Below are 23,878 nucleotides of genomic sequence, written 5' to 3'. Positions count from 1 at the left end.
TATGCGGTGCTTTAGGATTCTAGTTTGTCAGAAATGTAAGCCATTAGGGTATGTAAATCTTCAATTACAGCGCCAGCTTCACAGCCGGCTGCTTGCAGAAGTGCAGCGTAATTCTCCTGAGTGGCAAGTCCCGTGAGAACCAGAATGGTCGGGCAGCCGGCCGCATGACCAGCCGCGATATCCGTTGCCGGGTTATCTCCAATCACCCAGGTCTCTTCGGCTGAAAGCGCCAATCGCTCCATCGCCACATTCATTAATACATCGGACGGCTTGCCGATAAGCACCGGCTCAATTCCCGTCGCAGTTCTCAGCATGGCCGCGATCGTGCCGGCACCCGGCAGGAGCTCGCCATCAGAAGGAAGCAGCACATCCGGATTAGTCAGCACGTAGCCGGCTCCGCTCCGGATATGACGGACAGCCGCAGACAATCGGGCATAAGTAAGCTTGCGGTCGATTCCCTGAACCACAAAATCCGGATTATCCTCCACAACTTGCAGACCTGCCTCGGCAGCAGCCGACTGAAGACCCTCTTCTCCAAGCACAAATACGCGCGCACCCTGCTGCCGCTCCGCAATATAAGATGCAGCCGCCTGGGCAGAGGTGCATACCTCGGAGGATTCTGCAGGAATTCCCATGCCGGTCAGACGGCTGGCCACCACATCAGGCGCTGCTGTTGAATTGTTGGTCACAAAAAGATAAGGAACCTGATTTTCACGCAGCATGCGAATGAGGGCATCAGCACCTTCAATCATCTTCTGGCCGTTATAAAGGGTTCCATCCAGATCAATCAGAAAACCCCGCATGGGGCTCACCGTTCCGGGCATTCAGGTCAACCCCTTATTCTCGGCAAGTACCCGATCTATCCAGTATTCCGCACGCACCCCATCCTCAATCGTCGGAGCCAGACCATTCCAGTTATCTTCTCCTGCATAACGCCGGATATAGTGATGAAGCGCGGCAAAATGGGTATCAACAGAGATGCCCATGGTCGCTTTTTCATCCGGAAGCAGACTTAAGGAATCAGGTGAAGGCAAAGCGGAGCGGCTGCCGCTGAGCAAATGAACGACGGGGACGGAATCGCGTTCCAGATCGCAGGTGATGGAACCCCTCGTACCGACGATCTGAATATCATAGGCATCGGATCCAAGAGCAATGCGGGATACCTCCGCCGTTCCGCTTACGCCCGAGGCTGTCGAATACGTCATCATGGCCCAGTCATCCACATCCACGGTCACAATTTCGCCGGTATCCGCGCTTGGACGCTTCCGTACATAAGTATTCGTTCGGCCGCTTACATCCGTAAGCTCGCCAAACCAGTGATGCAGCAGATCGATTACATGCACGCCAAGATCGCTGATAGCGCCGCCGCCGGACATGCCGCTCTGCAGACGCCAGCTTACAGGGCGCTCCGGATTCAGATAGCCCGAGCGGCGGTAGGAGATTTTGCATTGCAGCACATTGCCGATAATCTCCTCTGACAGCCAGTGTTTGATCCGCATGACGGCAGGATGATAACGAAACGTAAAGGCGAGCTGCTGCCTGAGATCCGGCTTCCCTCTCACTTCAGTGAGCAGAGCCCGGGACCGGCTGTAGGATTCTGTTACCGGTTTCTCGCAGTAGATGGATTTGCCGCCCTTGAGGGCAGTCAGAACATCGTCGTAATGGTTCGCATTAGGCGTACAAATATCAAAGATGTCCACTCTATCGTCAGCCGCCGCTTCGGCAGAAGATGCAGTCACATGGCGGAACCCAATGGCTTGCGCCTGGGCAAGGTGGAGATCAGGACGTCTGGTTACCAGTGTGTCGAGCACCGGTATCAGCGGCGGGTTCTTGATTATAGGCATCGCACGAAGTGCGGTCATATGCGTTTTTGCGATATTTCCAAAGCCAAGCATGGCAAATCGCAGTTCTTTCATCCGTAAAGCCTCCCTGTCTTATTCCTGAGCCGTTCAATACGTTTGCGGATATTGTCGATCTCGGCGCGGCGTTTCGCGTCCAACCGCAGTCCCGAATACCGGTGCTGAACCAGCGATAAAGCCTCTTCGGCCAGAAACAACGCTTCATCAAGCTGCCTGGTCTTATGCTCAAAGTACATGGCAAGCTCGATATGGGCATTCCAATCCGGCCAGTCGGAGCGCCGAGCCCCTTGGACAGCCTTCTGCCACAATAACACAGCACGCGGCCAATTTCCACATTTCTTGTCACGCTCTGCCAGCATGCACAGACAGGATGCGGGAGTATGCGATTCCTCTGAAAGCCGGACATACAGCGCTTCGGCATGATGCAAAGCTCCCATTTTCTCAAGCCATAAGCCGGTTCGGAGAATCTCCTCCGGCTCGGTTGGATGTACAACGTATGTTCCGATCCGCCCTTCCAGGAGGTGGCCAAAGCGGACAGCAAGACAAGTCAGAGAAAGCATATCCGATTCATTATGAAGAAACACGCCAAGCAGAGGCTGCGGATCTGCATCAGCGAGGAATTGAAAATAAATGGCCGGGGCCAGAGAGCCTGGAACATCATCTGTCCGCTGTATGCCGAGCCGCTCTTCTTCGACATGGCTAAGCTTGCAAGATACCAGGGTGTTTCGCCAGATGCTCCGCGACGGGTGAAGCAAATCGATATGCACGGGCTCCCATTTGAAGTGCCGGTAACCGTTCAGGATAAATCTGTTCTGCAGAACAGGCCAGTCGAACGTCCGTCCGTTGTAGGTGACCAGATGGGTAAAGCGCGGCAGCAGCTCCTGCAAATAAGCCAGCATCGCCCGCTCTTCAGCAGGATGGCGAATCAGCATTTGTTCAACGACATAAGCTCCCGCTTCCATGTAACCGAGTCCGACCATAAAAGGCACATTTCCCGCTCCGACTCCAAGACCGGTCGTCTCCAAATCGAGAAACAGGAGCCTTTCCGGATCTACAAAGGACGGCTCTGCGCCGCCAAGCGGTATCGTCCCTGGCTTCCCGGCCTTCGCTGCAGCCCTGGATTCCCGCTTGACTTTCACACTGTCAGCCAGCCGTTCAAAAGCGCTCAGACCTGCAGCCGTGTCCTGCAGCTCCGATAAATGGTGCAAACCATGACGATGGGATAGGGGATAACGGACCTTGCGGATCAGGAAGAAACCCTCTGATGACTCCTGAAGCACGACACCCATGCCATCCCAATCGCCCGTGAGCGAATCGGTATCGAGGGAATCATCAGACGCAGAAGACAGCTCGTCTAATTCCCCTTGATGGATGGTAGGCGAATCCGGCTGCGCCGTGTGTGCTGGTTCCCCTAATTCAGCCGCTATTTCCCGATTATATTCTTCAGATGAGACGGAGCCCGCTTCATCGCCGCCGGCAATCGAAGCTCCGGCTGCACCAGTGCCTCTAAGACGCATGATCCGGTCCCGAAGTCCGCTCATGAGCGGACTCCCGTTTCTTCAATCAAATCCAGAGCCAGCGATTTGCCGAGCAAGCCGACCTCCTCGATCGGTCCAACGCAGGCTGGACAGCCGCTAATACAGGTACAGGAGCGGATAAGCGACTTGGCATGCTGGAGCAATTCGTCGTGAACCTCATACAATCGCTCACTCAGACCGATACCGCCGGGATAGCGGTCATAGAAGTAGATGGTGGGTCTTTTGGTATGTACGGCCTTGACCTGCGGCACGACGCGAATATCGAGCGGGTCGCACATCAGATATAGCGGAGCCAGATGGACCAGCACATTGGCTAGGCCCAGCAGCGCCTGCTGCATGTCATTGCTGCTCTTGCGCGCAGCCGCTTCTTCGCTGAAGGAGAACCAGTATCCGCTCGTATGGAGCTCCTCCTCCGGTAAATGGATCGGTCCGGAGCCGATGTTCTCATGGGTGCGCAGACGGATTTTTTTGAATATGGTCGCTTTGGCGTTGATCGTAACCTCCCCGTACTGGCGCAGCAGCTCTCCGCTTTGGCGCTCTTTGTCAACATGGAGCACCTTCAGCTCCACCGCCATATTGGCATCGGTATAATAGTCGACATCAATTTCGCGTACAAAAGCCTTCTTCTCCGGATAATCGAGCTTCTCCACCTGGTACTGGACACCCTCATGAATGTATATGGCTTCCTCATGAATAAGCGTAGGCGCACTAAAACGATCCACCTCGCCAAGCACGCGGCTGCCATTGGTCATATCGATAATGATAAAATTCTCTTGCGCCGCTGACCGGAGCGATATGCCATGTGCCGGGAACGACTGCTCCATCCAGTACCAGCGGTCCTTCACCCGGTGCAGCACCTTCTCCTCCGTCAGAAATTCAAGCATATGCTCGAGCGGCTCTTCCCCGAATTTCTCGCCGGCTTCGAATGGCAGCTCATAGGCGGCGCATTTGACATGATCAATCAATATCAATAAATTATCGGGATGAATGAGTGCCCGCTCCGGCGGCCGGTTGAAGAAAAAATCCGGATTCTGAATCATATATTGATCCAACGGATTGCTGCTTGCCACGAGGAAGGTTACCGACGTGCCCTGCCGTCTGCCTGCGCGTCCGGATTGCTGCCATGTACTGGCGATCGTCCCGGGATAGCCGTTCATGACACAGGCTTGCAGCTGTCCGATGTCGATGCCGAGCTCCAGCGCATTGGTGCTGACAACGCCGCGGATCTCGCCGCTGCGCAGCCCATGCTCGATCTCTCTTCTGAGCTTGGGCAAATAGCCTCCGCGATATCCCCTGATGGTCTTAGGCCCGAGCTCATCCTTTACGAGCTCCTGCAAATAAGTCAGCAGAAGCTCGACTCTAACCCGGCTGCGCGCAAACACAATGGTTTGCACACCCTGACGCAGCAATGAGGCGGCCAGCTTGCGCGATTCCAGCACGCTGCTGCGGCGGATGCCAAGCTGTTTATTCACGATAGGCGGATTGTAGCAGATAAAATGCTTCTCCCCCATCGGCGCACCGTTGTTGTTAACCAGCCGCACACGCTCCCCGATCAGCCGCTCGGCATGCTCGCCAGGGTTATCGATCGTCGCCGAAGCGCAGATAAACTGCGGATTTGAGCCATAGAACCGGCAGATCCGCTTCAATCGGCGGATCACATTCGATACATGGCTTCCGAACACACCGCGGTAGGAATGCAGCTCATCAATTACAATATATTTGACATTTTCAAACAATTTCACCCATTTGGTATGATGAGGCAGTATGGCCGAATGAAGCATATCCGGATTCGTGACCACGATATGTCCGGCATTGCGGATAACCTGTCTGACAGTCGGCGGCGTATCGCCATCATAGGTGTGTGTCTTCAAATCCACATCCATCGCCGCTGCCAGCTCCTGAAGCTCCGCCACCTGATCCTGCGCCAGGGCCTTTGTCGGGAACAGGTACAGCGCTCTGCCGCTGTCATTCTCAAGCAGCGACTGCAGCACCGGCAGGTTGTAGCATAAAGTCTTGCCGGATGCCGTCGGCGTGACCGTAACGACGTTCTGACCCTCGCGCACCGCGTGGTACGCCTCGGCCTGATGAATAAACAGCTGGCTGATCCCCCGCCCGCCCAGCGCTTCCGCAAGCTTGGGATGAATATCCGCCGGCATGGCAGTAGACCGCGCTTCCTTGGGCGGTATGGTATGCCAATGCGTCACATTATCCATGATTTCCGGTTGCTGCGTGAGCAGCTGCAGCCATTCGTCCAAGCTTGAAGCCTTCCCCGTCCACCGGTTCATGTGGAGTTCCCCCTTAGTGTTTCTTAAATATGAATCTATGAAAATGTAATATTATACGGACATTCCTTATTAATATGATAAAGATTTGCAGAACGTAAATTCATGCCATCACTTATATTGTACAGAATGCATGTTCGGTCCGCAATCGCAAATGGCAAAGAACCGCCCTATCCCCGAGCGGGTTGAAGGGCGGCTCTATGGAATGCCGGAGCCAGGAAATTTTATGCTAGCCGGCCATTCGTATCAGGTCTTGGCACAAGAATTTCCAGATAGTCGTAAGCGGCAGCGGAGGCTGGAAATATCGACTGCGCATCGGCAATCAGCCCTTCGACAGCCTCGTCGTCAAAGCGGGAGCTGAAATGAGTCAGCACCAGCTTCCTGGCCCCTGCCCGGGAGGCGATCTGTGCGGCCTGAACCACTGTAGAGTGTCCATACGCCGCAGCTTTCTCTTCCATTCCTGCTGCAAATGTGGCTTCATGCACGAGCAGGTCAGCCCCCTCTGCCAGATGTACCGCATTCTCACAAGGCCGCGTGTCCCCAAGTATCGTGATGATTCTTCCAGGGAGGCTCGCGCCGACCACATCCGAGGAGCGGATCACTTCTCCATTCTCAAGCGTAATATCCTCACCATTCTTGAGTCTTCCGTACAGGGGACCGGGAGGAACGCCCAATTGAGTCAATTTCGCGATATCCAGATGCCCCTGCTGTGCCAGCTCCGTTATCCGGTAACCATAAGAAGGGAGACGATGCTCCAGCTCTTCCGTTTCGACCGAGAACCTTTCATCCTCCGCTACCAGCCCTGCCTCAGCTATCTCAATAATGTCCAGCTCATATTCAAGATGAACGCCGCTATGCTCGAAGACATTTTCCAGATATGCGCGCAGCCCGCTCGGCCCATAGATTTGCAGCGGCCCCGCCCCATCAAAATAGGAGCGGCTGGTAAGAAGTCCGGGCAGCCCGTAGATATGATCCCCATGCAGATGGGTAATCAGAATACGCTCCAGACGGTTGAGCTTGAGCTTGCTCCCAAGCAAACGGTGCTGGGTGCCTTCTCCGCAATCAATGAGCCAAAACCCGTTTGAAGGTTCAGGCAGCTTGAGCGCTATCGATGTGACATTGCGTGCCTTGGTCGGTCTTCCTGCGCTTGTTCCCAGAAATACGATCTGCATAGCTGCTTTCCTCCTAGTCCTATGGCAAGAAGAAACTGCCCCCGTCCATTTCACGGCTCAAGCAAGTTCCTTCCCAATTGAACTTATAGAAAAATTTATTTGGTTCGTGAAGATATAAATCCTATAAGTTTAACAATACCCTTAGCAGGACCGGTATAATACCGTTCTGCCAAGGGTATTTCTTGGGAAGCCGGGGATACTGCTCTGACCAGTTGCGACGCATTCCATTTCGCTTCGTAATGAGCTTTTGGCACAACAGTATCCATTCATATCCAGCCTTCATCCATTACGATTTACAGCTTTTCGACGTTAAAATACTGCGCTTCCGGATGGGCGAATACCATAGCGGAAACGGACGCCTCCGGCTCCATCATAAAGCCTTCCGTCAACTCGACCCCTATATCCTGCGGTTTCATCAGGTCGAACAGCGGCTCCTGGTCCTCCAGGTTCGGACATGCCGGATAGCCGAACGAAACACGAATCCCTTGATAACGCGCCCCATGGCGCTGCTTCATCGTGAAATCATGCGGATCCGGAAAGCCCCATGTATCGCGCATCATATGATGTACGCGCTCGGCAAGCCCTTCCGCCACTTCAAGCGCAACGGATTGGTAAGCATGGGAACGCAGATAATCGCCGTTGTCCTTGAGCTGACCGGCCAATTCGCGCACCCCTTCACCGGCGGTCACGACGAGGAAGCCGACATAATCCATAATGCCGCTGTCCACCGATTTCAGGAAATCCGCCAGACAGAGAAACGGCGCCACCTGCTGACGCGGGAACGAGAAGCGTTTGATTTCACGGCCAGGCTCCGCAGGGTCATAGATAATAATATCGTTGCCGGACGACTGTGCCGGGAAGAACCGGTACATGCCATGGGCATGAAGAGTCCCTTTTGCGGCGGCTTCCATCAGAATGGAATCGACCGTTTCCTTAAGCTGGACCGCTTTGCTGTTCTTCTCCGCCAGCAGCTGCTCTACACTGCCCTTGAGGCCCAGATGATGGCCCAGCAGCATCTGCATGTTCACATAAGGAACAATCTGCGGAATCGGGACATTACGCAGCACATGACGATCCAGATCCGGCGGAATGAAGACCGGTTTGTCTGTCGATACGTTGGAGCGGGTTGCCCGCGTAAGCTCCGGCAGCGGTTTCTTGACTTCTTCCTCGACGCTTCCGGCTGCCTTGAATGCGGCGAGATCGTCCTCATAAGCCTGCCTGAATTCCGGATTCATCAATTTATTGGCGATGTCCAGACCATCCATGGCGTCCTTCGCATACAGCACGAGTCCGTCATATTCCGGGCTGATCCGCGTTCTAGTGAACTTGCGGGTCAATGCTGCGCCTCCGACAAGGATAGGGGCATCAATACCGGCATTGCGCATATCCTGAGCGGTAATCACCATCTGCTGGGCGGATTTGACGAGCAGGCCGGATAATCCGATGGCATCCGCTTTTTCATTCCGGTAAGCTTCGATCAGCTTCTCCGGCGGCACCTTGATACCAAGGTTTATGATTTTGTACCCGTTATTGGACAAAATGATCTCAACCAGATTCTTCCCGATATCGTGGACGTCGCCTTTAACGGTAGCCAAAATGATCTTGCCCTTGACTGCCGTTTCATTCTTCTCCATATGCGGCTCCAGATGGGCAACCGAGGCTTTCATCACTTCGGCGCTTTGCAGCACCTCGGCCACGATGAGCTCATTGTTGTTGAACAGCCGCCCAACCTCTTCCATCCCTTTCATCAAAGGACCGTTGATCACTTCCAGCGGCGAATATTTGCTCAGCGCCTCATCCAGATCAGGAATCAGCCCTTCCTTCGTTCCCTCTACCACATACGAGCCCAGTCGCTCTTCAAGCGGCAAGCTCGACAATTTTTCTTTCTTTTCCACCTTCTTGTTGCGGAAAGCGGCCACGAATTCGGCTAATGTATCATCGTTCGTATTATAAATCAATTCCTCCGCCAATCGGCGCTCTTCTTCCGGAATGGACGCGTAGCGCTCCAGCTTCTCTGTGTTTACAATGGCGTAATCCAGGCCCGCTTTGGTGGAATGATACAGATAAACAGAGTTGAGCACCTCGCGGCCCGCATCGGGAAGACCAAAGGAAATATTGCTCAAGCCCAGAATAGTCTTGGCTTTGGGGAATTTCTCCTTGATCATTTTGATCCCTTCAAGCGTCTCCACTGCGGAACCGATATACTGCGGATCACCGGAACCAACAGGGAACATATTCGGATCAAAAATAATATCCTCAGGGTTCATCCCGTATTTGTTGACCAGCAGGTCGTAGGAGCGTGCCGCCACCTCCATCTTGGCCTCGCGGGATACGGCTTGTCCGCGCTCATCTATTAAAATACAGACGACCGATGCGCCGTAACGGTGAATCAGCGGCAGGATTTTTTCAAACTTGGTTTCGCCGTCCTCCAGGTTAATGGAGTTAATGATCGCTTTACCCTGGGAATACTTGAGCCCAAGCTCGATAATATGATCATAGGTGGAGTCAAGCATAAGCGGAACCTTGACTTTCTTGACTACCTCCGGCAGGAACATGTTGACCGCGTATGCCTCATCGATATCTGTATCCTGGAGATTGATATCAATGACATGCGCTCCGCCTTTCACCTGAGCCCGTGCAACCTCCGACGCTTCTTCAAATTTGGCTTCCTTGATCAGCCGTTTGAATTTGCGCGAGCCGGAAATGTTCGTCCGCTCTCCGATCATAATCGGTCGGTTGTCTTCTTCAACAAAGACCGTCTCAATGCCGGACAAGGCAGCAGGATGATTGCCCATCTGCCGGCGCGGCGCATAATTGGCAAGCGTCTCCGCCAGCGCCTTGATGTGCGCAGGTGTGGTTCCGCAGCAGCCGCCGGCGATATTAAGCCAGCCCTGCTCGGCAAAAGCAGCGATCTTGCCTGCCAGCGAGGTTGGCGATTCGTGATACAGGCCGTTCTCATCAGGCAGTCCCGCATTGGGATAACAGCTTACAGCAGAGCGTGAGATCTCCGACAGCGAACGGATATGATCGCGCATAAACTCAGGACCTGTCGCGCAGTTCAGACCGATCGAAATCGGATTCAAATGCTCCAGAGATATATAGAAGGATTCAATATTTTGTCCAGCAAGCGTCGTCCCCATGGGCTCAATCGTTCCGGAAATCATAATCGGCAGCGTGATGCCGGTGGTTTCAAACGCCTTGCTGATGCCGATTGTTCCTGCCTTTACGTTCAATGTATCCTGTGAGGTTTCAAGCAGAAGAGCATCTACCTTACCTTCAATAAGGGCTACCGCCTGCTCGTAATAAGTATCCACCAGACCATCGAAAGTCACCCCGCCTGTGACAGAAAGCGTCTTCGTTGTAGGCCCCATGGCTCCGGCAACAAAACGCGGCCTTTCCGGCGTGGAAAACTTGTCTGCCGCTTGACGCGCTATGGCTGCAGCAGCCAGATTGATTTCCCGCGATTTCTCCGGAATATCATATTCGGCCAGAACCACTCCCGTTGCGCCGAATGTATTCGTCTCCAGAATGTCGGCCCCTGCTTCCAGATAAGCCTCATGTATGGAAAGGATTACATCCGGACGAGTCAGAACGAGCATTTCATTACAGCCGTCCAGCTCTTCGCCCCCAAAATCCTCTGGACCCAGATCCTCCTGCTGAATCATCGTTCCCATTGCACCGTCGAGAATGAGAATGCGTTTTTGCAGCATTTGTTGTATAGTTGGTTTTGTCATCGATGCACTTCCCTTCCGCAACTGCAGACCTTCCCAAGCAATAGCAAAGCGAAGGCGCAGCGAAAAATCATTAACCTTTAGTTTATCAGATTCACAACCTGCTGAAAAGGTGTTGTCGACAGTCTTGGCGTTTTGTTTTATAATTAATCTGATCGGAATTAGCATCTATAGGAAAGAGGGATTACAACATGGCTGAAATTCGTATCCGCAACACAGAAGAGCGTATATCGGGCGAAGCAAACGTCCGTGAATTTTTGGAAAAACAAGAAGTCTTGTATGAACACTGGAATCCGGGGAAACTGCCTGCCGAGTTACATCAGAAATTCATTCTGACGGATGAGGAGAAACAGCAGATTCTATCCACTTTCGATGCAGAAATCAACGATCTGGCTGCCCGCCGCGGCTACCGGACCTGGGACATTATCGCACTCTCGGATGCGACACCCAACCTCGACGAACTGCTGAAGAAATTCGAGCAGGTTCACACCCATACGGAAGATGAAGTACGGGCTATCACGGCTGGGCGCGGCATCTTCATCATCAAGGGCAGCGACGATGTGGGCTATTTCGATGTTGAACTCGAAGCAGGAGACGTTATTTCCGTTCCCGAGCACAAACCGCATTTTTTCACCTTGATGGATAACCGCCAGATCGTTGCCGTGCGCCTCTTTATCGAGACCGAGGGCTGGATTGCTCATCCGTTCGCCGATGATTCCTTCCAGAAGGCTTAATGCCCTGACCATTCATAGTCACATAAATAGACCCGCTTCCAGGGATACACGCTTGAATGTGTATCGCAGGAAAGCGGGTCTTTATGATTCCAAAATCTTTATACAAGCAGAGGCAGCAGTTCCTCCAGATGTTTGATCTCATGTGAAGGAATAATGTCGTCGCTGCGTTTCACGCCATGGCGGTTGATCCATACCGAGGTCATGCCAACCGTATTCGCACCGAGTATGTCCGTGGTCAGCTTGTCGCCCACCATGATTCCATCCGCCGGTTCAATCCCCAACGATTCAAGTGCATGCTGAAAAATCGGCGCAGCCGGCTTCCCCTGACCAAATTCTCCGGAAATGATGATATGATCAAAATAAGGTGCAAGCTCCGGTACGCCTGCCAGCTTCTCCCGCTGCAAATCAGGAGATCCATTGGTGAGCAGCAGCAGCTTGTATTGGCCTTTGAGCTTATCCAGCACGCGGAAGGTTTCTTCATAGATCAGCGGGCGTTTGCGGCGCTCTGCGGGAAACATCTCCGCAAGCTCAGCTCCCAGCTGCTCATCAAGGATTCCCAGAGCCTTCAGCCCCCGAGTCCACGCTTCACGCCGGTAAGCGGGAGCCAGCTGCTGCAGCTTTCTGAACTCCTCCTGCTCGCCTTCAAGAAAATTCGCCCACAATCCCTCAAAGGGATTGATCCCGATCATTTTTGTAAAGGCATAGGTGTCATAAGATTCGTACAATGCCCGGGCTTCGCGACGGACAGCTTCCTCCAAATCCTGCAGGTTGACGCCAGTCTTATCCGCCGCCGCCTGACAAGTAGCTGCGAAAGCCTCGCTTACACTCCGGTCATCCCATAACAGCGTATCATCCAAATCAAATAGTACCGCTTTTTTTCCCATGACGAATTTCCCCACTCCAGTTCTTTATTTCTCCGCAAACGGAATATTGTTGGCTGCTGCAAAGGTCCGGAGCCGTTCGGTCATTTCATCCGTCGGATAACGGTTAAATAATCGCGAGAATACCCAGCTTCCGCCTTTGGGCTGCTCGATAATAACAGAGCCCTTCTGTACGCTGATTCCTTTGATTGAGCTTAAGTAAAGCGTGCGGTCACCGGTAAAGCGCCGCGATCGAACATAGTCTTTTCCGATCGCCAAATAAGGACGCCTCAATATAAACAGCAGCGCCAGAAAGATATAACAGCCGATCGTGATCCAGAACATGTTTCCGGAATCCTTGTAAGTGCCCTGTGCAATGCTGATCGAGGCGTAGACTGCCGTGAAAACCAGAAGAAAGGCGGGCATTAGAAGACTGCGCCCTTTATATGTATCAATCGGGCTGCTTGCTGTCTTGCTTGCCATCAGAGGCGCCATACCCTGCTTCTTGCGCTGTTTGTTAAGTTGACTCTGGTTCTTCTGAACCTTTCGTTCCCAGGATCTTGACAATTACGTTCCTCCTAAAAGTTTTGCGAAGCAAAACTTGCATCGTAAGCAATTTCTTGAATTTACACCTGTCTGCTGCGTGTATTTGTACCATTCCTGTCCCATCCATTCTCCTGAATGAATGACATGCATCAAATTAAATATGAGCAAGAATGTTAACAAGTTGGCCGAACGGATCGCGGACATAGAAACGACGTACGCCCCAAGGCTCATCAGTCGGACCATACTCGATCGTAAATCCGGCTGTGTTCATGCGTTCGAATGCAGCACCGACATCATCGACCTCAATGGACAAATTAGGCGTAGGCGTGTTGGAACCCACGTGCTGGGCGAAACTAATTTGAATGCCCATTTGCTCATCAGACCCATAGGTTCCAATCCATCCATGATCCATCAACAAATCGAGGCCGAGAACATCCTGGTAAAAGCTTTTGGCAGCTGCAATATTCCTGGTATCTATGTTGGCGACAATTCGTTTAACCTTCATTGCGCCCCCCAATCACAAGACTTTGTGCAAAACATTCTCATTCTCTTGAAAAAGAGTTAAAAAGGCCGGGCGAATTTGGCGATGAAACGATTCGGATACTCGGAAGGAAGCGAGCTAACTTCATCCAGCCGATTCCATATTTCACTTGGCATTGTCCAGCCCACAGCCCCCATATTTTCGGAGAACTGTTCCAATGTGCTGGCTCCGAAAATCGGCGATGTAATTCCTTTTCTTTGCAGCAGCCAGGCGAGTGCGATTTGTGCAGGTGTCTTGTCCAGTTCGTGAGCGGCTGCCTGGACGGCATCCAGAATGGCAAAGTTACGTTCCGTTGCGCGCAGACCCCATGAACTTTCTCCAACCTTTGACGTCAATCTTCCCGATGTAGGCTCTTCCCTGGAATAACGTCCCGTCAGAAATCCTCCACCAAGCGGAGCCCAGGGAATAACGCCGACATTCTCCTCTAGACAAAGCGACATCATTTCCCGATCCATCTCGCGGCTGACCAGACTATACTGCGGTTGAATGGAAATAAACCGGACATAGCGGTTGGCATCGCTAACAGCAAGGGATTTCATCAGCTGCCAGGCAAAAAAATTGGAGCATCCGATATAACGGACCTTGCCCGAAGTGACCAGATCGTCGAGAGCGCGAAGCGTCTCATCTATAGGAGTCACATGATCCCATACATGAACCTGATACAAATCGATATAGTCAGTCTGCAGACGCTGCAGGCTTTCTTCGACGCTTTGCATAATATGCTTGCGCGAGACGCCCGCCCCGTTGGGATGGTCAGCGGTATTCATCCGCACTTTTGTTGCCAGAACTACCTCTGAGCGAAAATCCTTGATCGCTTCGCCTACGATCTCCTCCGATCGGCCGGAAACATAGACATTCGCCGTATCCAGAAAATTGCCGCCCTGCTCCATAAACTGATGAATCATGCGAATGGAATCGCCTTGACTTGTTGTATTTCCAAAACTCATCGTCCCTAAACAAAGCTCCGAAACGGCAAGTCCACTGCGTCCAAGCAGCTTGATTTGCATCGTTATAACCCCACCCTGCTTATTATTTGGTGAAACCGGGCTAGCCGCAAGCAGTTTTAATGCTTGCCGCCGCTTTCTTCCTCATCTTCCACAAATTTGATGGTTTCGATTTGATTCTTGAAATTTTGCTTGAAATTCTCCAGATATTTCTGACGCAGAGCATCGCGCTCGATTGTTTCCTCCGGAGTTAATCCGACAGCTTTATTCTTTCGTGACAACTCATTAATCCTTGCAATAAGCTCTTCCAAACCGATACGCTCCTCTCATGATGCTGTAAACATTCACCCTTTACTTTGACATTTTTAATCCTCAATTGTCAAGAAAATACGACCTTTGTCCTGTAGATGGAAATAAAAAAAGCGGACTGCATCAGTCCGCTGGTATAATCAATGTTTGTCCGGCCATAAGTGTGCTGGAAGTCAGGTTGTTCCGTTCCTTCAAGTCATAAATGATTCGCCGGATATCTTCGCCTTCCTTACGCAGATCCCCTGCTATTTCCCAAAGTGTCTGGCCCTCACTGATCGAGATAACTTTCTCGCCCGCAGCGGGCTCCGCTGGATGCTCGCTCGTTGCACTTCCCTGCATTATAGAAAAACCAACGAATAAGAGGGAGAAAAACAATATTGCCGCTATCATCCGCATCACAAGCTTCTTTGGCCTACTTTTAGCTGATGCAGATTTCATGTAACCTTTATCAGCTTTATTCTCTGAATTCATAGAAGAGTAAGAAGATATTGTTATCATCATTTCCCAGCACCCCAAACGTTTGTTCTGTTTTCGATAAACCGATATTAACACGAACACCCGTTTGCAGTCAACTGTTTTCGGAACATTTGTTCCCCACAAAATACGAACTCTTGTTTCTCGAACTTATGTTTGTACGAACTCCGGTTCTGTGTTATAATTTGACACAAATGAACCTTTGGAGTGATTCTGGTGTCGAAACTATCGAACCGCCAACAGGCGATTCTGGAATTCATCAAGACGGAGGTGCGGGAGAAGGGATATCCCCCATCCGTCCGGGAAATCGGTGAAGCTGTAGGACTTGCTTCCAGTTCAACCGTACACGGACATTTGGACCGTCTGGAGAAGAAAGGCTTAATCCGCCGTGACCCGACGAAACCGAGAGCGATTGAGATATTAGATCAAGCGGACAATGAGATTCCTTTTCCAATCGCAATCACCAAAGTTCCCATTGTGGGCAAGGTTACTGCAGGGGTGCCAATTACAGCAACCGAGAACATTGAGGATTACTATCCTCTGCCTTCAAGCAAAGTCGGCGATCATAATGTCTTCATACTTAACGTAATGGGAGAGAGCATGATTGACGCAGGCATTCAGGACGGCGATTATGTCATTGTGCGGCAGCAGCAATCTGCTATCAACGGCGACATCGTGGTTGCAATGACGGAGGATGACGAAGCGACGGTGAAAACCTTTTATCGTGAACGTGATCATATCCGGCTGCAGCCTGAGAATCCGACAATGGAGCCGATTCGGCTTCGCAATGTAACGATTTTAGGTAAAGTTATCGGACTTTTCCGCGATATTCACTAAGTGACTTCTTATGAAGCAGAGACTGGCGTCGCCTTCAGGGCTTCGCCAGTCCTTTTTATTTTACATATTGGGTTTTATCGGATTACCTCAAAATACTCAAAAATACATTTAGACCGTCGTTGGCATGACCATTGTCTTTATTGGATGGAGTTTTCCCTTGTAGACAAACGACGCATCCCCGCTTTCTTCCGATACAACCAGTACAAGCGCATCTGTTATTTCGGTCAGTCCGATCGCGGCGCGATGCCGCATTCCAAATTTCTTGTCCACATCCGATGCATTGGATACAGGCAGGACATTGGCGGCGGAAATAATTTGATCCGACTTGATGAGAACGGCCCCGTCATGCAGCGGATTACCCGGATAAAAGATCGCCTCCAGCAGGGAATAGCTCAATTTGGCCACAAGGGCAACCCCGGAATGAATGATGGCATCCAGGTTATCATTTCTCTCGATGACAATCAAAGCCCCGTGCCGGCGCTCCATTAGGTTCTGAATGCATATGGAAAGATCCAAATAGTTGGATGTAAATGAGGATAAGTAACATTGCAGATAGAATGAAGCAGCCAAGGATTCAACTTCTTTAAAAGTTCTGCCAATATTATCAAAGTCACTCAGAAGACAGTGATTTTCAGCATCAATATTATCCAAAATACGTTGTGATTCATTGACAATAAGATGGATATGCTGTTTCAGCCGTTCCTTTAAAGGAGTCTCATCGCAATTACCCTGCCCCATTTCATACACCCCGCACACTTTAATTTTTTACCGCCCAAACCCGTCCATGGTACTTTAGTATTGACGAGAAGCTTCATTTTAATTATGACACTAAACGAACAAATACCCGCCAGCCGAAGCTCGCGGGGAATGAATACCAGTCAGGGGCAAGCTTATAAGTACCGGAGCCTTGGACTATTTCAACGCTTTGTCATAATCCTTCTCTTAAATTTATCAAGAGGCATTTTGGGGGCACTATGGGGGGCGCTATCCCGAGTGAGCTGTCATTTTTCAATATACCCCCAAAGAAAAAATCCCTCGACGCTAATAGCGCCAAGGGATTTCCGGTTTTAGTACAAAGTCAAATATTGATCGCGTTCCCACTGGTGAACCTGTGTGCGGTACATGTCCCACTCAATTTCTTTCAATTCGAAGAAATGAGCAAGTGCATGATCGCCAAGCGCGTCACAAATAATGTCATCACGCAGCATTTCATCGAGCGCTTCCTTAAGACTCTCAGGCAAGCTTTGAATACCTTCGTCGATACGCTCTTCCTCTGTCATAATGTAGACATTACGATCGGTTGGAGCAGGCAGCGGAAGTTTGTTTTTGATACCATCCAGACCGGCTCTGAGCATGACCGCCAGTGCCAGATAAGGGTTGGCAGCGGGATCCGGATTCCTCACTTCAATACGGGTGCTGAGACCTCGCGATGCCGGAATACGAATCATCGGACTGCGGTTGCTTGCGGACCATGCTACATAATTTGGCGCCTCGTAGCCTGGAACCAGCCGTTTGTAGGAATTGACTGTCGGGTTCGTGATAGCTGCGAATGCGCGGGCATGGCGGAGAACACCAGCCATGTAATAACGGGCATCCTGACTTAACCCGACTCTGTCGTTCTCGTCGTAGAACGCATTTTCCTTGCCTTTGAACAGGGATTGGTGGCAGTGCATTCCCGAACCATTTACGCCAAACAGCGGTTTAGGCATGAAGGAAGCATGCAATCCATGCTGACGGGCGATAGTCTTAACAACGAGTTTGAATGTTTGGATCTGGTCAGCCGCTTTAATGGCATTGGCATATTTGAAATCAATCTCATGCTGGCCCGGCGCGACTTCGTGATGGGATGCTTCAATTTCAAAGCCCATTTCTTCAAGCGTAAGTACGATCTCGCGGCGGCAGTTCTCGCCCAGATCCATCGGCGCAAGGTCGAAATATCCGCCCTGATCGTTTAATTCGGTGGTAGGCTCACCTTTGTCGTCGGTTTTGAACAGGAAGAACTCCGGCTCAGGCCCAACGTTCATTGCGGAATAGCCCAATTCTGCAGCCTCTTTCAGCGCCCGTTTCAGGATACCGCGGGGATCTCCTGCGAAAGGTGTTCCGTCAGGCATATAGATGTCGCAGATTAATCGGGCAATCCGATCTTCAGCAACCCAGGGGAAAATCACCCAAGTATCCAGATCGGGGTATAAGTACATATCGGATTCCTCAATACGGACATAACCTTCAATGGAGGAACCGTCAAACATCATTTTATTATCAAGGGCTTTTTCCAGTTGGCTTACAGGAATTTCCACGTTCTTGATCGTTCCCAGAAGATCGGTAAATTGCAGTCGGATAAATCGAACATTCTCTTCTTTGGTCGCACGCAGGATGTCCTCTCTGGTGTAGCTCACTCAATCATCTCCTCTTCGAATAGTAGTGCGTATTTTACTTTTTGTTATAGAATCGAGACAGTTGGCCTTGAATCATGGAGGCTTTGCCCGGTCTCTTCTCCAGCAGCTGCTGCTTCAGCAGACGATGCAGCTGTGCGTCTGACAATTCACGACGCTTCACCTCAGATTGCTCACTCAGGACAGTCGCTTCCTCCGATTCCTTGGAAACGGGATTCATGACCTGCTTGATACCGGCAATATTGACGCCCTTCTCAATGAGTGATTTGATTTCCAGCAGCCTTTCCACATCATTGAACGAAAATAACCGCTGGTTGCCTCCCGTACGCGCGGGAATAATCAGCTCATGCTGCTCGTAATAACGAATTTGCCGAGCAGTCAGATCGGTTAGTTTCATGACGATTCCGATTGGAAAAAGCGCCATATTTCTACGTATATCGTCAGCCATGTCACATCAACCTTCCAGTATCCGAGATATGCCCCTATTGTACCCCTCTCCCAAAAATCTGTCAAGATGTGTGAGGTTTAATTACAATTAACTCTCGTTCTGCAAGAGTCGACAAGGCCTTCAGAACACCGTATTTGACATGGGCATACGTAAGCCCGCCCTGCATGTAAGCAATGAATGGCTCACGAATCGGAGCATCTGCCGACAGCTCCAAGCTTCCCCCCTGCATGAATGTTCCCGCTGCCATAATGACGGGATATTCGTAGCCCGGCATGTCCCATGGCTCGGGAACTACATGGGAATCAACCGCAGCAGCGCGCTGAATCCCCTGGACGAATGCGATGAGCTGTTCCGTGTTTGTAAAACGCACCGCCTGAATGAGATCAGTGCGTCTCGCGTCCCAGGATGGATGGGTCTCAAAGCCGATACGCTCGAACATGGCAGCCGCAAACGCGCTGCCTCTCAATGCTTGTCCAACCAGATGCGGCGCTAGAAACAATCCCTGGAACATGGCGCGCAGCGTACCGAGCGTAGCGCCGACTTCCCCGCCGATTCCCGGCGCTGTCAACCGGTAAGCCGTTTTCTCGACCGCATCCTTCGTTCCGGCCACATAACCGCCTGTAGGAGCCAATCCGCCGCCCGGATTCTTGATCAGCGAGCCTGCAAGCAAATCCACTCCAACTTCCGTAGGCTCCAGTTCTTCCGTAAATTCTCCATAGCAGTTATCGACAAACACAAGAAGCTCCGGCTTAACCGCTTTTACCCGTTTCACCATCTCGGCTATTTCAGCAACCGTGAAGGAAGAACGCCATTCGTATCCGCGGGAGCGTTGAATCCCGATTACTTTGGTTTTTCCGGAAATGCTTGCGGTGACCCGTTCCCAATCAATGGAGCCATCTGCGGTCAAATCCACCTCCGAATACCGGATTCCAAAATCCTGAAGAGAGCCCGTCCCGTCTCCCGGTTTGCCGATCACCTTATGCAGCGTGTCATACGGTCTTCCCGTTATGTACAGCAGCTCATCACCCGGCCGCAGAAGCCCGAACAAGGCGCAGCTGATCGTATGCGTGCCTGAGACAAAATGCGGACGCACCAGCGCCGCCTCTGCTCCGAAAACATCGGCATACACCAGATCAAGCACTTCGCGTCCGCGGTCATTATAGCCATACCCTGTAGATCCATTGAAATGAAAGTCGCTGACGCGGTGTTTTTGAAAGGCCTTAATGACCTTCCATTGATTCCGCTCGGCAATTTTGTCCATCCTGCGAAACACAGGAGCAGCTTGGTCCTCGGCGGCATCCGCCCACTGCTCAAGTGTTCTCCAGTCCTTATTCTCCTCAACCAATTGTTTTGTCGCTCCCCTGATCATATCCGTGCTGTCAGGCTCTTGAAGAACCTCTATTGTTCGGAATAGGCTTCCAGCTTGTACCCGTGCACTTCATAATCCTGTTTATTTAATTCAACAGTCAGTCTGAGCAAATCGCCGTCCACTTCCTGCTTCGTAACTTCTCCGGTCCGGTAAGCTAAAGCGATCAGATCGCCGCGCTCCGCCGGAAGCACAAATGTCCGCGTGTCTCCCGTCATATTCTCCTGGATGGCTTCGCGCAAACGAAGCAGATCATCGGCAGAGAATGCGCTGATTTCCAGAGCATCCAGCCCCTTGGTGGGCAGCATCCCCAATTCATCGCGGTTGTATTTGTCAATTTTGTTGAAAATCGTCAGCTGCGGCTTACCAGCTGCACCCAGGTCCGTAAGGATCTTGTCCACCACAGCCATCTGTTCGTCCCGCATGGGGGATGAGCTGTCGACGACATGCAGCACAAGATCCGCCTCGAGCACCTCTTCAAGCGTGGCCCGGAAAGCCGCAATCAGGTCATGGGGCAAATTCTGAATAAAGCCGACAGTGTCGGTCAGCACTACTTCTTTGCCGCTTTGGAGCTCCAAGCTGCGCGAGGTCGGATCAAGCGTGGCAAACAACTGATCCTCCACATACACATCCGCCTTGGTCAATTCGCGAAGCAGCGTGGACTTTCCCGCATTGGTGTAGCCCACCAAGGCAACCTGCTGGACACCTGACTTGCGGCGGCGTTCCCGGTGCAGGTTGCGATGACGGACAAGCTCATCCAGCACAGACTTCAAATCATTGATTCGATCGCGGATATGCCGGCGGTCTGTCTCCAGCTTCGTTTCACCGGGACCTCTCGTGCCAATCCCCCCGCCCAGACGCGACAGATTCTTGCCTTGCCCGGATAAACGCGGCAGCAGATAGCTTAGCTGAGCAAGCTCCACCTGGATAATTCCCTCGCGGGTTTTGGCGCGCTGGGCGAAGATATCCAGAATCAGCTGGGTACGGTCAATGATTTTCAGATCAAGCGCCGCTTCCAGGTTTCTCACCTGCGCCCCGGACAGCTCCTGGTCAAAAATCACTGTAGTCGCGCCAAGCTCCTCCGCTACAGCCCTGAGCTCCTCCACTTTCCCTTTGCCGATAAACCACTTCGGGTCTCTTGTTTCCTTGTTCTGCGTCATGGTGGAGAGCACATCACTTCCAGCCGTCTCCGCCAGGCTCACAAGCTCCTGAAGGGACAGCTCGGGATCGGCATCCCCTCTCTTTACCTCGGAAGTAACCAGACTGACAAGTATGACGCGGTCGCGCAGCTCATTGTCTGTATCATATGTTGTTTGTCTCATATCAAGCGCCTACCCTTTCCGGCCTTTATTTCTGTTCCCATTTCAAGTCCTCGGGCCTGATAGCCATTAATTCCATTTTACTTGGCGAACCGCTCGGATACTGATTCAACAATCTCACCGCTTGATAACGAAAAGCCTTCTCGATCGAATTGCGGACATAACGGGCATTGCTGAACGAATACAGGGAAGCCGTCTTCTCCTGCATAAGGTGCTGACGCAGCTTGAAGAGCGATTGCGGCATCAAGGTATAGTCCCGCTGGGCGGCCATCAGCTCGGCGATTTGGATCAGCTGATCGATGGAATAATCAGGAAAATCAATTTGGATCGGAAAACGGGACGGCAGGCCTGGATTGGTCATCAGAAAATCCTCAATTTCCAGAGGGTAACCGGCCAGGATCAGCACAAACTGATTGCGGTGATCCTCCATGGCTTTGACAAGCGTATCGATGGCTTCCTTGCCAAAATCCTTTTCTCCGCCCCGGGCCAGACTGTACGCCTCGTCTACAAAAAGCACGCCGCCCAGAGCCTTCCGCACGAGATCACGCGTCTTTTGCGCCGTGTGGCCAATATATTCGCCAACCAGATCAGCCCGCTCCACTTCAATCAAATGTCCTTTTGTAAGCACGCCCATTTTGTTCATTAGTTTGGCTATGATGCGGGCAATGGTCGTTTTTCCCGTTCCGGGATTGCCTTTGAATATCATATGATAAACATGCGATCCCCCGGACAAGCCTACGTCAGAGCGCATTCTGCTGATTTGAAGCAGCGCAAAAATTTCATAAACCAGCAGCTTGACATTCTCAAGTCCCACCATTGGATCGAGCTCGCGTTGAATCTCGGCGTACGGGTCGTTGGCAGGAATAGCTTTAAGGGCAGATGCGGCAGGTTCCGTCTCCAGCGTCTGGGCGGAGCTTGCAGCCGCGTTAGGCTCCTGGCCGCGCAGCACGACATTGATTTGTCTTGAGGGCCTGGAAGCACCGGATTGCCCTGAAGATACGACACGTTCGTTCATCTATACGATCACCCATCCTTCGCATCCACATAATCGGTCATCATGCGTGCGAGAGGATACAAGGACCGCTTAAAGCTCGCATGCGCCGCTTGATCCATTGTATTCTAGCGAAACCAGCCATATTAACAGTTTCCAAAGACAAGGTCGGGAATGATGTTTAAATGGTGTTTAGAACGGTGTATCGGGAGATTGAAGACCGAAGCGCAGCAGCAGAGAATCCAGCTTCCACTTGGTAAATGCCAATAATTCACGCGACTGGTTCTTCGCGACGGAAAGCACCTGCGATTTGAAGCCTACTACCACTGCATCAGGATAGCCAACATATTTGGCAATGTCAGCTGCCCTCGCAGAATGATAATCATGCGTAACGATGAGCAGGCTGTCCCAGCCCTTCCCTTCGCCAAGCGGTTTGCTGAACAGTAAATTCTCATAGGTGCTTCTTGCATCCTTCTCAAGGATCAACCGGCTAGCCGGGACTCCCTTTGCGACCAGGTAGTTTTTCATACCTTCCGCTTCCGTAATTGTCGATCCGTTATGGTCATGTCCGCCGGTTAATATAAATTGCTTCGTTATGCCCTGCTTGTACAAGGTTAGCGCATAATCAAGCCGCTCCTTTAGTCCGGGGCTCGGAACATTATCCCACAACGCCGCTCCAAGCACGATCGCAGCATCGGCCTTGGGAATCGGCTTTGGCATTTCATAGCTGTTGATGAGCCAGAACAAGTATCCGAACCAGAACGCAGCAAATGCCGCCACCCAAACAGCGATTCGCAAAATAATTCTGATCATGCGGAATTTTTTGCGGGATCGCTTTTTGGCGCGCGGCTTTGACTTCACAACTTGGGGACTCAAGACTCGCTCACTTCGCCGCTCTGCATGACGAGGGCTTTACGGTGCTTCAGGCTGAGTGTGAAATATCGGAATCGTCCGCTCCGGATGGTGGACAGGACCTTCCCGGCAGTTTTGCGGGCAAGAGCGGCATCCTTATTCGTAACCACTCCCTGCTGCAAAGCCTCTTCAAGTTCGTCCTCGTCGAGCAGAAAAACTTCTCCGCTGGGCAGAACGACAACATCCAGATACAAATCATCGAACCAGGGAACCTGCTGGTCCGTCAGTCCCTGTGTTTTGCAGATATCGATATACCATTGAACGACACGGTTCTTGTCATCAAACATCGTGGTGACGACGAAATGCTCGCCGCGGGGAAAATGCTGCATCCATAGATATCCACGGTCTGCCAAACAAAGCTTTCGTCCGTTATATTCTTTCCACAGCGGCTCACGCAATTCGTGAATGCGGTATAACGTCACCATTCCTTTAAACTCATCGCCGTCCATATTCATGCTGGTATAGCTTCTGCGGAGAATGCGGCGCCAGTTGGCTCGGTCAGAAAATTTTCGTTTCATACGGAACGACCTTTCCGTTAGGATCACTTAAAGAATTAGGCATCTGCAAAAGAATAGACAGCTTTGAGAAGAAACAAACACCCGCTCCTTGCAGCGGTATGCCG

The 23,878-nt window shown here is 51.6% G+C and carries 22 protein-coding genes; 2 read left to right on the top strand and 20 right to left on the bottom strand.

What is annotated here, in order from left to right:
* Positions 1-11: 11 nt before the first annotated feature.
* The 6 genes from AC0YOB_RS26255 to metH form a co-directional block, all read right to left on the bottom strand.
* Complete coding sequence (locus AC0YOB_RS26255; protein ID WP_475795275.1) at positions 12-824, bottom strand: TIGR01457 family HAD-type hydrolase; 813 nt, start codon at positions 822-824, stop codon at positions 12-14.
* On the bottom strand, positions 825-1,916 hold the full coding sequence (locus AC0YOB_RS26250) for a Gfo/Idh/MocA family protein (protein ID WP_475795274.1): 1,092 nt from the start codon (positions 1,914-1,916) through the stop codon (positions 825-827).
* Entirely contained in the window at positions 1,913-3,400 is a 1,488-nt protein-coding gene (locus tag AC0YOB_RS26245; RefSeq protein ID WP_475795273.1) for a ribonuclease H-like domain-containing protein, read from the bottom strand. The genes AC0YOB_RS26250 and AC0YOB_RS26245 overlap by 4 nt, the downstream gene beginning before the upstream one ends.
* The gene (locus tag AC0YOB_RS26240) at positions 3,397-5,682 is read right to left on the bottom strand and encodes a DEAD/DEAH box helicase (protein WP_475795272.1); all 2,286 of its coding nucleotides are present in this window, start codon (positions 5,680-5,682) and stop codon (positions 3,397-3,399) included. The genes AC0YOB_RS26245 and AC0YOB_RS26240 overlap by 4 nt, the downstream gene beginning before the upstream one ends.
* 221 nt (positions 5,683-5,903) lie before the next feature.
* Positions 5,904-6,851, bottom strand: a complete 948-nt coding sequence (rnz, locus tag AC0YOB_RS26235) for a ribonuclease Z (protein ID WP_475795271.1) — start codon at positions 6,849-6,851, stop codon at positions 5,904-5,906.
* A gap of 293 nt (positions 6,852-7,144) precedes the next feature.
* Entirely contained in the window at positions 7,145-10,585 is a 3,441-nt protein-coding gene (metH, locus tag AC0YOB_RS26230) for a methionine synthase (protein WP_475795270.1), read from the bottom strand.
* A gap of 188 nt (positions 10,586-10,773) precedes the next feature.
* On the opposite strand from metH, the gene AC0YOB_RS26225 reads away from it, so the two are divergent.
* The gene (locus AC0YOB_RS26225) at positions 10,774-11,316 is read left to right on the top strand and encodes a 1,2-dihydroxy-3-keto-5-methylthiopentene dioxygenase (RefSeq protein WP_475795269.1); all 543 of its coding nucleotides are present in this window, start codon (positions 10,774-10,776) and stop codon (positions 11,314-11,316) included.
* Between the two features lie 98 nt (positions 11,317-11,414).
* Here AC0YOB_RS26225 and AC0YOB_RS26220 read toward each other — a convergent pair whose 3' ends face one another.
* The 6 genes from AC0YOB_RS26220 to AC0YOB_RS26195 all read right to left on the bottom strand — a co-directional run bounded on the left by AC0YOB_RS26220 (position 11,415) and on the right by AC0YOB_RS26195 (position 15,017).
* Positions 11,415-12,200: an HAD family hydrolase gene (locus AC0YOB_RS26220; protein ID WP_475770586.1), complete on the bottom strand. Its 786-nt coding sequence runs from the start codon at positions 12,198-12,200 to the stop codon at positions 11,415-11,417.
* A gap of 24 nt (positions 12,201-12,224) precedes the next feature.
* A complete protein-coding gene (locus AC0YOB_RS26215; protein WP_475770587.1) occupies positions 12,225-12,743 on the bottom strand; it encodes a hypothetical protein in 519 nt (172 codons plus the stop codon).
* Positions 12,744-12,876: 133 nt separating this feature from the next.
* Positions 12,877-13,227 (bottom strand): VOC family protein, encoded by a 351-nt coding sequence (locus tag AC0YOB_RS26210; RefSeq protein WP_475795268.1) that lies wholly within the window; start codon positions 13,225-13,227, stop codon positions 12,877-12,879.
* Positions 13,228-13,283: 56 nt separating this feature from the next.
* Complete coding sequence (locus tag AC0YOB_RS26205; RefSeq protein WP_475795267.1) at positions 13,284-14,270, bottom strand: aldo/keto reductase; 987 nt, start codon at positions 14,268-14,270, stop codon at positions 13,284-13,286.
* Positions 14,271-14,326: 56 nt separating this feature from the next.
* On the bottom strand, positions 14,327-14,518 hold the full coding sequence (locus AC0YOB_RS26200) for a DUF896 domain-containing protein (protein ID WP_475770590.1): 192 nt from the start codon (positions 14,516-14,518) through the stop codon (positions 14,327-14,329).
* Positions 14,519-14,639: 121 nt separating this feature from the next.
* Positions 14,640-15,017 (bottom strand): LysM peptidoglycan-binding domain-containing protein, encoded by a 378-nt coding sequence (locus tag AC0YOB_RS26195; protein WP_475795266.1) that lies wholly within the window; start codon positions 15,015-15,017, stop codon positions 14,640-14,642.
* 189 nt (positions 15,018-15,206) lie between these two features.
* Between AC0YOB_RS26195 and lexA the strand changes: the two genes are divergently transcribed.
* Positions 15,207-15,827: a transcriptional repressor LexA gene (gene lexA, locus AC0YOB_RS26190; RefSeq protein WP_210040539.1), complete on the top strand. Its 621-nt coding sequence runs from the start codon at positions 15,207-15,209 to the stop codon at positions 15,825-15,827.
* Between the two features lie 108 nt (positions 15,828-15,935).
* On the opposite strand, the gene cdaS is transcribed toward lexA, so the two are convergent.
* The 8 genes from cdaS to AC0YOB_RS26150 form a co-directional block, all read right to left on the bottom strand.
* Complete coding sequence (gene cdaS, locus AC0YOB_RS26185) at positions 15,936-16,565, bottom strand: sporulation-specific diadenylate cyclase CdaS (protein WP_475795265.1); 630 nt, start codon at positions 16,563-16,565, stop codon at positions 15,936-15,938.
* 329 nt (positions 16,566-16,894) lie between these two features.
* The gene (gene glnA, locus AC0YOB_RS26180) at positions 16,895-18,223 is read right to left on the bottom strand and encodes a type I glutamate--ammonia ligase (protein ID WP_475795264.1); all 1,329 of its coding nucleotides are present in this window, start codon (positions 18,221-18,223) and stop codon (positions 16,895-16,897) included.
* A 34-nt stretch (positions 18,224-18,257) separates the two neighbouring features.
* On the bottom strand, positions 18,258-18,668 hold the full coding sequence (locus AC0YOB_RS26175; RefSeq protein ID WP_210040531.1) for a MerR family transcriptional regulator: 411 nt from the start codon (positions 18,666-18,668) through the stop codon (positions 18,258-18,260).
* A 61-nt stretch (positions 18,669-18,729) separates the two neighbouring features.
* Complete coding sequence (locus tag AC0YOB_RS26170; protein ID WP_475795263.1) at positions 18,730-20,037, bottom strand: methionine gamma-lyase family protein; 1,308 nt, start codon at positions 20,035-20,037, stop codon at positions 18,730-18,732.
* Positions 20,038-20,066: 29 nt separating this feature from the next.
* Complete coding sequence (gene hflX, locus AC0YOB_RS26165) at positions 20,067-21,356, bottom strand: GTPase HflX (RefSeq protein WP_475795262.1); 1,290 nt, start codon at positions 21,354-21,356, stop codon at positions 20,067-20,069.
* 25 nt (positions 21,357-21,381) lie between these two features.
* Positions 21,382-22,368, bottom strand: coding sequence for an AAA family ATPase (locus tag AC0YOB_RS26160; protein ID WP_475795261.1), 987 nt, complete (start codon positions 22,366-22,368; stop codon positions 21,382-21,384).
* A 168-nt stretch (positions 22,369-22,536) separates the two neighbouring features.
* Positions 22,537-23,205 (bottom strand): YdcF family protein, encoded by a 669-nt coding sequence (locus AC0YOB_RS26155; RefSeq protein ID WP_475795260.1) that lies wholly within the window; start codon positions 23,203-23,205, stop codon positions 22,537-22,539.
* Between the two features lie 11 nt (positions 23,206-23,216).
* Positions 23,217-23,774, bottom strand: coding sequence for a ribonuclease FAU-1 family protein (locus AC0YOB_RS26150; protein ID WP_210040522.1), 558 nt, complete (start codon positions 23,772-23,774; stop codon positions 23,217-23,219).
* Positions 23,775-23,878: the final 104 nt, after the last annotated feature.

Source organism: Paenibacillus sp. JT31N17 (genome assembly GCF_056269255.1).
Note: the sequence above shows the minus strand (reverse complement) of the source record. Positions and strands in the feature narration are given on the sequence as shown.

Coding starts and splice junctions, on each gene's coding strand:
- AC0YOB_RS26255 (WP_475795275.1), bottom strand. CDS start 824: ATGCCCGGAACGGTGAGCCCCATGCGGGGTTTTCTGATTGATCTGGAT.
- AC0YOB_RS26250 (WP_475795274.1), bottom strand. CDS start 1,916: ATGAAAGAACTGCGATTTGCCATGCTTGGCTTTGGAAATATCGCAAAA.
- AC0YOB_RS26245 (WP_475795273.1), bottom strand. CDS start 3,400: ATGAGCGGACTTCGGGACCGGATCATGCGTCTTAGAGGCACTGGTGCA.
- AC0YOB_RS26240 (WP_475795272.1), bottom strand. CDS start 5,682: ATGAACCGGTGGACGGGGAAGGCTTCAAGCTTGGACGAATGGCTGCAG.
- rnz (WP_475795271.1), bottom strand. CDS start 6,851: ATGCAGATCGTATTTCTGGGAACAAGCGCAGGAAGACCGACCAAGGCA.
- metH (WP_475795270.1), bottom strand. CDS start 10,585: ATGACAAAACCAACTATACAACAAATGCTGCAAAAACGCATTCTCATT.
- AC0YOB_RS26225 (WP_475795269.1), top strand. CDS start 10,774: ATGGCTGAAATTCGTATCCGCAACACAGAAGAGCGTATATCGGGCGAA.
- AC0YOB_RS26220 (WP_475770586.1), bottom strand. CDS start 12,200: ATGGGAAAAAAAGCGGTACTATTTGATTTGGATGATACGCTGTTATGG.
- AC0YOB_RS26210 (WP_475795268.1), bottom strand. CDS start 13,227: ATGAAGGTTAAACGAATTGTCGCCAACATAGATACCAGGAATATTGCA.
- AC0YOB_RS26205 (WP_475795267.1), bottom strand. CDS start 14,270: ATGCAAATCAAGCTGCTTGGACGCAGTGGACTTGCCGTTTCGGAGCTT.
- AC0YOB_RS26195 (WP_475795266.1), bottom strand. CDS start 15,017: ATGATGATAACAATATCTTCTTACTCTTCTATGAATTCAGAGAATAAA.
- cdaS (WP_475795265.1), bottom strand. CDS start 16,565: ATGGGGCAGGGTAATTGCGATGAGACTCCTTTAAAGGAACGGCTGAAA.
- AC0YOB_RS26175 (WP_210040531.1), bottom strand. CDS start 18,668: ATGGCTGACGATATACGTAGAAATATGGCGCTTTTTCCAATCGGAATC.
- AC0YOB_RS26170 (WP_475795263.1), bottom strand. CDS start 20,037: ATGATCAGGGGAGCGACAAAACAATTGGTTGAGGAGAATAAGGACTGG.
- hflX (WP_475795262.1), bottom strand. CDS start 21,356: ATGAGACAAACAACATATGATACAGACAATGAGCTGCGCGACCGCGTC.
- AC0YOB_RS26160 (WP_475795261.1), bottom strand. CDS start 22,368: ATGAACGAACGTGTCGTATCTTCAGGGCAATCCGGTGCTTCCAGGCCC.
- AC0YOB_RS26150 (WP_210040522.1), bottom strand. CDS start 23,774: ATGAAACGAAAATTTTCTGACCGAGCCAACTGGCGCCGCATTCTCCGC.